This is a genomic window from Streptomyces sp. NPDC055078, from assembly GCF_053607985.1.
Genome location: NZ_JBSGUP010000330.1, coordinates 1 through 8,972, shown reverse-complemented (window position 1 = coordinate 8,972; position 8,972 = coordinate 1). Strand labels below are relative to the sequence as shown.

9 protein-coding genes are annotated in these 8,972 nt (G+C 68.8%); 8 read left to right on the top strand and 1 reads right to left on the bottom strand.

Annotation, left to right across the window (positions count from 1 at the left end; all coding sequences use genetic code 11):
- Positions 1-183 precede the first annotated feature (183 nt).
- Positions 184-966 carry an IclR family transcriptional regulator gene (locus tag ACWF94_RS24710; RefSeq protein ID WP_453492436.1) on the bottom strand — a complete coding sequence of 261 codons (783 nt, stop codon included), beginning with the start codon at positions 964-966 and terminating at the stop codon, positions 184-186.
- Between the two features lie 254 nt (positions 967-1,220).
- Between ACWF94_RS24710 and ACWF94_RS24705 the strand changes: the two genes are divergently transcribed.
- From ACWF94_RS24705 to ACWF94_RS24670, 8 genes are all read left to right on the top strand, one after another.
- Complete coding sequence (locus ACWF94_RS24705) at positions 1,221-2,633, top strand: amidohydrolase family protein (RefSeq protein WP_453492433.1); 1,413 nt, start codon at positions 1,221-1,223, stop codon at positions 2,631-2,633.
- A 90-nt stretch (positions 2,634-2,723) separates the two neighbouring features.
- The gene (locus ACWF94_RS24700; RefSeq protein ID WP_453492430.1) at positions 2,724-3,599 is read left to right on the top strand and encodes a fumarylacetoacetate hydrolase family protein; all 876 of its coding nucleotides are present in this window, start codon (positions 2,724-2,726) and stop codon (positions 3,597-3,599) included.
- A gap of 58 nt (positions 3,600-3,657) precedes the next feature.
- Positions 3,658-4,743, top strand: a complete 1,086-nt coding sequence (locus ACWF94_RS24695) for a cupin domain-containing protein (RefSeq protein WP_453492427.1) — start codon at positions 3,658-3,660, stop codon at positions 4,741-4,743.
- Positions 4,744-4,774: 31 nt separating this feature from the next.
- Entirely contained in the window at positions 4,775-5,260 is a 486-nt protein-coding gene (locus tag ACWF94_RS24690; protein ID WP_453492424.1) for a nuclear transport factor 2 family protein, read from the top strand.
- Entirely contained in the window at positions 5,257-5,628 is a 372-nt protein-coding gene (locus tag ACWF94_RS24685; RefSeq protein WP_453492421.1) for a YciI family protein, read from the top strand. Before ACWF94_RS24690 ends, ACWF94_RS24685 begins: the two co-directional genes overlap by 4 nt.
- Positions 5,629-5,714: 86 nt before the next feature.
- Positions 5,715-6,641, top strand: coding sequence for an NAD(P)-dependent oxidoreductase (locus tag ACWF94_RS24680; RefSeq protein WP_453492418.1), 927 nt, complete (start codon positions 5,715-5,717; stop codon positions 6,639-6,641).
- A 211-nt stretch (positions 6,642-6,852) separates the two neighbouring features.
- Complete coding sequence (locus tag ACWF94_RS24675; RefSeq protein ID WP_453492415.1) at positions 6,853-7,806, top strand: VOC family protein; 954 nt, start codon at positions 6,853-6,855, stop codon at positions 7,804-7,806.
- Between the two features lie 145 nt (positions 7,807-7,951).
- The gene (locus ACWF94_RS24670; RefSeq protein ID WP_453492413.1) at positions 7,952-8,893 is read left to right on the top strand and encodes a fumarylacetoacetate hydrolase family protein; all 942 of its coding nucleotides are present in this window, start codon (positions 7,952-7,954) and stop codon (positions 8,891-8,893) included.
- Positions 8,894-8,972 lie beyond the last annotated feature (79 nt).

The following is an 8,972-nucleotide window of genomic DNA, read 5'->3' as shown; positions in this document are numbered from 1 at the left end:
CCGCAACGTTAATCACGCGAGTCACGATCCCAGCCGCCGAACCCGAGTAACTCAACACTCATAAACACCTCAAAGGATGACCACACAAAACCAATACCGGGCAGCCGCCCGGCCGGGGTCGGGCTGCCGTTGCCCCCTTGTGTCCCAGCAGGCCGCTGTGTCCCAGCAGGCCGCGCCGCCGGTTCAGACCACCGCCGCACAGCGCTGCGCCGCCCGTACCGCGGCGTGCCCCAGCCGGGTGAGATCGTCCTCGGTGAACCGGAAGCGGGGTACGGACACGGTGATCGCGGCCGGGGTCATACGGTCTCCGTCGGGGATCGCCGCGGCGACGGTGGCCACGTCGGGTTCCACCTCGCCGATACACACGGCGAACCCGCGCTCCCGCACCTCTCCCAGGATCTGGATGAGTCCGGCGCGACTGGTCAGGGTGTCCGGCGTGATCACGTCCAGTTCCTCACGGGGGAACATGGACATCACCCGGTCCTCGGGCATCTCCGCGAGGACGGCCCGTCCGCCCGCGGCGGCGTAACCGGGCACCCGGACCCCGACCCGGGAGCTGACGCGCAGCGCCCGCGCACTCTCGACCGCGTCGATGATCAGCATGTCGGAGCCGGCCAGGATCACCAGGTGCGCCGACTCCTGGACCTCTTCCACCAACGCCTCCAGCACGGGTCTGGCGATCGCCCGGATGTCGAGGTTGTGCAGCGCGGCCGCCCCGATGCCCAGCAGCCGCGGGCCGGGCACGTAGGCACGCGTCTGCGGATCCTGCTGCGCGAATCCATGCAGCTGAAGCATCTCCAGCAGCCGGTGCGCCGTCGAACGGGCGACCCCGATTCGCCGGCTGGCGTCGGCGACCCGAATCGCTCGCTCCTCGGCGACGACACACAGCAGCCGCAACGCCTTGTCGACTGAGCCGATCGGATAGTTCGGGGTCAAGGTGTCCGTCTCCTTGGCTGGCGCGGTCATTGCGTGGCTCCTCGATGGCGTCCCGGATTCCCGTGGCACGGCGCCGAGTCTAGGACGCGCCGGCCGGGACGAGGGAGTCGCGTGCTGCGCGAATCAGACTGCCGCACTCTTGACAGCCTCGTAACACCGCGAACATATTGTTCTGTGTCACAGTCTCGCGTTCTGTTTTGCAGAACACTAACAGACTGGCCCACCGCCCACAGGAGGGGTCCCGGGATGAACTCTGCTCAGCGCCGGCGCAAGGCGGCCAGGACATGACGGCGGTGCGCACGCTCGTGCGAGGCGGGCGGATCGTGTCAATGGACCCGGCAGTCGGCGACCTGGTCGGCGACATACTCATCGAGGACGGCACGATCGCCGCGATCGGCCCCGGTCTGGAGATCGCCGAGGGCAGCGCGGAGGTCGTCGACGCCTCGCGGCACATCGTGATCCCCGGCTTCATCGACTCCCATCGGCATCTGTTCCAGGCACTGATGCGTGGTATGGCCACCGACTGGTCGCTGTTCCAGTACTTCACGACGATGTTCGGGATGCTCGGCCCGCATATGACGCCGGAGCACATGTCCCTCGGCACCACACTCGGCGCCTACGACTCCCTCGACTCCGGGGTCACGGCCGTCTTCGACTACTCGCACAACCAGTCGTCGCCCGAGCACACCGACGAGGCGGTGCGCGCGCTGCAAGCCAGCGGTATCCGCGCGATGTTCGGCTACGGCGGGGCGATGTCCGAACAGCTGGAGATCCTCTCGCCGCCGTTCACCAGCACGACTCCCAGCAACGAGGCCGAGATCCGCCGCGTTCGCGGCCGGTACTTCTCCTCCGACTCGGGTCTTGTCACCATGGGCCTGGCGGTACGCGGGCCGGACTCCTCGCCCATGGATGTCGTACGGACCGACTTCGCGCTCGGCCGCGAACTCGGGCTGCGTATCAACACCCACATCGGCATGGCCGTGCTCGACCCGCAGGGCAGGCCCAATGTGACCCGGCTGCACAAGGAAGGTCTGCTCGGCGACGACCTGATCTTCGGGCACTGCAACCTGCTGACCGAGGACGAGTTCCGGCTGATGGCCGACGCGGGCGTATCGGCCTCGGTGACTCCTGAGGACGAGTCCGCGATGGGGCACGGCTGGCCGCCGATCACTCAGCTGCTCAGGGCCGGGATCCGGCCGAACATCGGTATCGACACCTGTATGGCCGTCGGCGGCGACCCGTTCACCGCCATGCGCTTCGCCCTGGCCGTGCCGCGTGGCCTGGCCAACCAGCAGTCGCTGGAGAACGCGGTCAACCCGTGGCAGCTCGACATCTCCGCCCGTGACGTACTCGAATTCGCGACCATCGAAGGCGCCCGCGCACTGGGGCTGGGTGATGTCACCGGCAGCCTCACCCCCGGCAAACAGGCCGACATCGTCATGATCCGCACCGACCACATCTCCATGACACCGGTCCTCGACCCGGTCGCCTCGATCGTGCACCACGCGAGCCGCGCGACCGTCGACACCGTCTTCGTCGCGGGCAAGGCCGTCAAACGCGACGGCGCACTCGTCGGCGTGGACATCCCGGAACTCACCCGCCGGGCCTCCACCGCCGCCACCGCACTGCTCGACACAGCCGGTGTCGCACCCGGCTGGGCGCCGCCCCCACCCCCACACCCGGATGGCGACCACTGACCACCCGGCAGCTCCCCCTCGCCCGAACCCGACGAGCGCCCGGCCCGCCCCGGCCCTCGGACTCCGAACCGCGAAGGACCCACCCACTCCATGCGCATCGCACTTTTCGACCAGTACCGCATCGGCATCGTCGACGGCACGTCCGTACGCGATGTCACCGACGTCGTCGACAGCCGGTGGCACGGCAGTCCGTATGTGATCAACGAGCTGATCGAGCACTTCGACGAACTCCGGACACCGCTACGGGCGGCGCTGGCCTCGGCCGAGGTGCGCTCGCTTGCCGATGTGACCCTGCTGCCGCCGATCCCGCGTCCCGGGCAGGTGCTCGCGGCCCCCGCCAACTACCACGCACACGTCACCGAGATGACCGACTCGCAGTATCGGCCGACCAATCAGCAGGCGCTCCAATCGCCCCGTGAGGTGGGCTTCTTCGTCAAGAGTTCCGGGTCGGTCTCGGGGCCCGCCGACGCGATCGAGCTGCCTCCCATGCCGGGCCGCGCCTTCCACCACGAGGTGGAACTGGGAGTCGTCATCGGCAAGGCCGCCCGTGGCGTCCCGGCCGCGCGGGTGGCCGACCACATCTTCGGCTACCTCGTCCTGCTCGACCTGACCCTGCGCACCGAGGGCGAGCGGCAGGAAGAGCGCACGATGCGCAAGTCGTTCGAGACCTTCACCCCGATCGGCCCGTACATCGTCACCGCCGACGAGGTGCCCGACCCGGGCAACCTCGGCCTGCGGCTGTGGGTCAACGGCGAACTGCGCCAGCAGGCCAACACCCGCGACCTGATCGTCGGCGTCGACGAGCTGATCGAGCAGGCGAGCAGCGTCGTGACACTGCGGCCAGGCGATATCTACGCGACCGGCACTCCGGAGGGCGTCGGCCCGATCGAGGCGGGCGATGTCGTACGTGCCGAGATCGACGGGCTGGGCGAACTGAGCCTGCCGGTCGTGAAGCGCGGCTGGTGAGCGGCTGGTGAACACCCTCAGCGCGGAAGCCGGACACAACAAGCCCGTAGGAGAACACATGACTCAGATCAGCACAGAAACCATCGTGTCCGGCGACGCGGCCGGGATCGATGCGGAGCAGTACTACGCCGGCCTCGGCTCGTTCAGCGTCGAGCCGCTGTGGCGCAACACCGACCCGCGCCTGCTGCCGACCGAGCCGAAGAGCCGTGCGGTGCCGTATCTCTGGCGGTACGACGACGTCCGCGCACAGCTGATGACCGCGGGCCGGCTGATCAGTGCCGAGGAGGCCGAGCGGCGCGTCCTGATGCTGATCAACCCCGGCCTGGCGAAGAAGGTGGAGACCGCGAACAACCTCTACGCCGGGATCCAGCTGGTGCTGCCGGGCGAGATCGCGCCGATGCACAAACACGCCGCCGCGGCGTTCCGGTTCGTCATCGAAGGGTCGGGCGCCTACACCGCGGTGGACGGCGAGCGGGCGCATATGCACCCCGGCGACATCGTGCTCACCCCGTCCTGGGCCTGGCACGACCACGGAAACTTCACCGACGAGCCGGTGGTGTGGATGGACGGGCTCGACCTGCCGCTGATCAACAAGCTCGAAGCGAACTTCTTCGTCGACGGCCCGGACCGCGTCCAGGAGGAGTCGCGCTCCGCGGACTCGACCGAACGGCTCTATGCCACCAGCCGGCTGAACCCGGCCTGGGGAACCTGGGACAAGCCGTACTCGCCCGTCATCAACTACCCGTGGAGTCAGACCGAGCAGTTGCTCAAGTCCGCGCTCGACGACTGGAGCGGCTCGCCGACCGACGGCGTCATCTTCGAGTTCACCAACCCGAACAGCGGCGGCCCCATCATGCCGACCATGGGCGCCTACATCCAGGCACTGCCGGCCAGGATGCACACCGAGGCGCACCAGCACACCAGCAGCGCGATCTACCACGTGGTACGCGGACGCGGCCGGACGATCGTCGACGGCACGGCGCTCGACTGGTCCGAGCACGACACCTTCACCGTGCCGGGATGGTCGGTGCACGAACACATCAACACCGAGAACGAACCGGCGATCCTGTTCTCGCACACGGACATTCCGGTGCTCAAGGCGCTCGGCTACTACCAGGAGCGGGCATGCGAGCGACAGGCGTGACCGCCACCGGACACCACCCGAGGAGGTCCGCATGACAGGCTCCGGATCGCGAAGCGACTACGCGCGGGACCGCGCCGAAGTCGAGGACACGGTGGCGGCCTTCGTCCTCGCGCTGGACACCCGGGACATCAAGCGCGCGGTCCAGTGCCTGGCCGAACAGGTCACCTGGAACTACGAGTCCGTGACCGGCCGTCCGGCCTCCGTGCTCAGCCCCGCCGACCTCGAAGCCCGATGGAACGCCACCCTCGTGCACACCGACGCATCGCAGCACTTCCTGTCGCTGCCGCAGATCCGCACCGACGGCGGGCACGCCACCTGTGTCGTGCACGCCCGGGTCGAGATGCGGCTGGCCAACCCCGGGGGAAGCCACTGCACGGCGACCAACGGGACGTACACCTTCGGCCTGGTCCGGGCGCCGTCCGGCTGGCTGATCGACTCGGTGACGATGGTGCTGCTGTGGAACGACGGCAATCCGCGCATCATGGAGCTGGCCGCCGAGAAGGGGCGGCGGCGATGACCGCGGCGGCGCCGGACCCCACCACGGGCCCGCCGCACCAGCACTTCTTCGTGATCTTCTCCGAGCCCGGATCCCGGCCGGACGCGCTCGCGTCGCAGATCCCGGCGCATCTGAAGTACCTCACCGGGCTGGAGAAGCAGGGCTCGCTGTTCATGTCCGGGCCGTTCCTCGACGCGTCGGGCGGTCCCGGCCCCAGCGGCATGCTCGTCGTCCGCGCCACGAGCACCGAGGAGGCCACCGCGCTCGCCGCGGCCGACCCGTTCCACAGCAGCGGCGCCCGGACGTTCCGGGTCGCGGAGTGGCAGGTGCACCAGGGGCGCATCGACATCGCCGTCGACCTCTCGGACCGCAGCTACCGGCTGCGCTGACCGCAAGCCTCCCGTCCATCCATCCACCCCCACGCACATAACACACACCCTCGCGCGCGAACGGCGCACCTATCAAGGAGGCACAGGTGACGGCACAAGGCTCCGACCTCACCGTCGGTCTTATCGCACCCGGCAAGATCGGCCTGCCGTTCGCGGCGAACCTCATCGCCGACGGCTACACCGTGTGGGGCTACCGACGCAGCTCGATGGCGGACTTCGAGGCCGTCGGCGGCAAGGCCGCCACCTCGGCGAAAGAGGTCGCCGAACGCGCCGATGTCATCTTCACCTGCGTCACATCGGCGGACGCGCTCGACGATGTGATCAGCGGCGAACAGGGGCTGCTCGCCGCCGGCCGGTCCGACCTGCTCGTGGTCGACATCGGCGCGATGGCGCTCAGCCGCAAGGAGGCCGCACGCGACACCCTGCGGGCCCATGGCATCACCATGCTCGACGCCCCGGTCAGCGGCACCCCGCCGATGGTTGCCGAACGCCAGGGAACGGTGTTCGCCAGCGGGGACGAGAGCGCGCTCGAACGGGTCCGCCCGGCCCTGGAAGCCCTGGGCAGAGTCATCTCCACCGGCGGCTTCGGCTCGGGTTCGAAGATGAAGTTCGTGGCCAACACGCTGACGTTTGTGCACATCACGGTCGCCGCCGAGGCGATCGCGCTGGCCAGGGCCGTGGGCCTGGACACCCAGCTGGTCATTGACACCATCAGGCCGTCCGCCGCGGCATCGACGATGTTCAACGTACGCGCGCCGATGATGGCCGAGGGCCGGTCCCGCCCCGTGAAGGGGACCGTCTCCGGTGCGGTCGAGGTGGCGGAGGCCATCATGGCCACGGCGGCCGAGGCCGGCGCGGCGATGCCACTCCTGGGCACGGTCCGGAGGATCTGCGAGGACGCCTGCGCACAGGGCTACGGCGAGGAGGACATCGCCGTACTCGTCTCGGTCCTGGAATCCGAGTCGGCCAACGCCATTGCCCATGGCCTCGACACCGTGGGCACGGCCGGCTGAGCCGCAACCGTACCGACGGTACCGACCTGACGAACGAACACAACGCCAACGCCACCCCGGCACACCGCACACATCGCACACATCGCACACATCGCACACACGAACCCACCGCAAACCGAACCCACCGCGCACACCGCGCACACCGCGCACACCGCGCACACCGCAAGCCGAACCCACCGCACAGCGAACCGTCACCGATAGGAGCCGCACGATGTCTGTCGACACCGAAGCCGGACCGCTGCAGATCCCGCGACCGATCGAACCCGTCACCAAGCCGAAGGGCCTGGGCATCTACCGCACCGGCCACGTAGCGCTGTTCAGCCCCGACCCGGCGGCCTCGGCCGCGTACGCGGTCGGTCACCTGGGCTTCCAGCACGCCGGTCACGACGAGGACGGCCGCTACTACCTGGCGGGACACGGGCCGGACGCCTACTCGCTCGTCTACACGCCGGGGCTGAGCGGCCTGGAGACCATCTCCTACATCGTCACCGACGACGCGGCATTCGAGGAGGCCGCGACCGCGCTCACCAAGGCGGGCGTCGCCGTCACCCGTAACGACGAGACCTCGCGGTTCCGCCCGGGACCGACCCTGAGTTTCACGACCCCGGCCGGTCACCCGATCGAACTCAGGACCGGGTTCGTACCGGACGTTCCGGTGGCCGCCTCGACCCGGCGGCCGTCCGTGGCGCCGGCGCCGATCGCCTCGGACCATGTCGTGCTGCGCACGGTCGACATGGACGGCGAGATCGAGTACGTGAGGACGAACCTGGGTCTGATGGAGAGTTCGCAGATCCAGTTGCCCGACGCATCCCCGCTGATGGCCTTCTTCCGTGGCAGCAAGCTCTACCACTGCATGGCACTGGCTCGCGCCGAGGTGAACGGGCTGCACCATGTGCAGTTCACGGTCAAGGACGGCGCGGCCGTGCTGGAGGCGTTCGAGTCGATGACCAGGGACGGCGTCGAGGTCCTGTGGGGTCCGGTGCGCCACGGTCCCGGTCACAACATGGCGATCTACTTCCGCGACCACGTCGGCCACATCATGGAGTTCTCCTCGGAGGAGATGACCATTCTCGACGACGAGAACTACTCGCCGACGCACTGGTCGGTCACCGACCCGCGATCCGCGGACGAGTGGGGCACCTTCCCCCCGGAGAGCTTCAAGTAGCGCTGAGCCGAGCCCTCCGACCGGTCCGGCCCCGCCCGCGCTGTGGCGGGGCCGACACCGCACACCGCACACCGCACACCGCACGGAACACCAGCCACCCCACACAACGCGACCTGCCACCCCGATATCTGTTGGGAGATACTTGATGCGTCTTGTCAGCTACTCGGACTCGTCCGGACGTCCGGCGCCCGGCGCCGACCTTCCGGACCTGGGCGTGGTCGATCTGTCCCGCGTCCTGGACGCGCATGGCCTAGCGGTTCCCTCCTCCGTCGCCGATATCTTCCGCCGCGGGCAGGACTACCAGGACACCGTACGGGGCGTGCTGGCGAAGGTCACCGCGGAACCCCAACGCACCCGGGAACAGGGGTGGTTGGCACCCGCGCCCGTCACCCTGCTGGCACCGCTGGGCGAACGCGTCCTGATCGTGGCCGCCGGCGTCAACTACCGGACACACATCCTGGAGATGGGCGGGGAACCGCCGAAGAAGGCCGCCTGGTTCGTCAAGTCGCCACACTCGGTGGTCGGTACCGGGGCGTCGGTCCGGATCCCGCCCGGAGCGCCTGACATGGTCGATTTCGAGGGCGAGTTCTGTGTGGTTTTCGGGCGCGGCTGTCACGCCGTCAAGGCGGCGGACGCGATGGACTACATCGGCGGGTACACCATCATCAACGATGTGTCCGCCCGCGACGCGGTCCCCGCGATCGCCACGGCCGGCACCCCGGAAGAAGGGCGCTGGGCCTGGACCGACATGCTGCTGGGCAAGCAGTACCCGACGTTCTGCCCGATGGGGCCGGCAGTGGTCACCGCGGACGAGATCTCCGACCCGGAGAACCTGGCGATCAGGACCACCCTGAACGGCCGGCTCATGCAGGACGGGCACACCTCGGATCTGCTGACCGGTATCGCCGAACTCATCGAGCAGCTGTCGCGGTACTTCAGCTTCGAACCCGGCGATGTGCTGAGCACCGGTACGCCGGCCGGAGTCGGCATGGGCCACCAGCCCCCGGTGTTCATGCGCGCCGGTGACGAAGTCCGGGTCAGCGTCGAGGGCATCGGCGACCTCGTGAACCATCTGACCGGACCCTAGGGAGTGTCGTCGAAGTCCCGTCTGCCCGCCGTGCCCTGGCACGCACTCCCCCTGGGCCCGGCGGCCCGGGTGGGGGTGC

Bases quoted from the DNA above. Each gene is read 5' to 3' on its own strand.
- ACWF94_RS24710 (WP_453492436.1), bottom strand. From the start codon at position 966: ATGACCGCGCCAGCCAAGGAGACGGACACCTTGACCCCGAACTATCCG.
- ACWF94_RS24690 (WP_453492424.1), top strand. From the start codon at position 4,775: ATGACAGGCTCCGGATCGCGAAGCGACTACGCGCGGGACCGCGCCGAA.
- ACWF94_RS24685 (WP_453492421.1), top strand. From the start codon at position 5,257: ATGACCGCGGCGGCGCCGGACCCCACCACGGGCCCGCCGCACCAGCAC.
- ACWF94_RS24670 (WP_453492413.1), top strand. From the start codon at position 7,952: ATGCGTCTTGTCAGCTACTCGGACTCGTCCGGACGTCCGGCGCCCGGC.
- ACWF94_RS24695 (WP_453492427.1), top strand. From the start codon at position 3,658: ATGACTCAGATCAGCACAGAAACCATCGTGTCCGGCGACGCGGCCGGG.
- ACWF94_RS24700 (WP_453492430.1), top strand. From the start codon at position 2,724: ATGCGCATCGCACTTTTCGACCAGTACCGCATCGGCATCGTCGACGGC.
- ACWF94_RS24705 (WP_453492433.1), top strand. From the start codon at position 1,221: ATGACGGCGGTGCGCACGCTCGTGCGAGGCGGGCGGATCGTGTCAATG.
- ACWF94_RS24675 (WP_453492415.1), top strand. From the start codon at position 6,853: ATGTCTGTCGACACCGAAGCCGGACCGCTGCAGATCCCGCGACCGATC.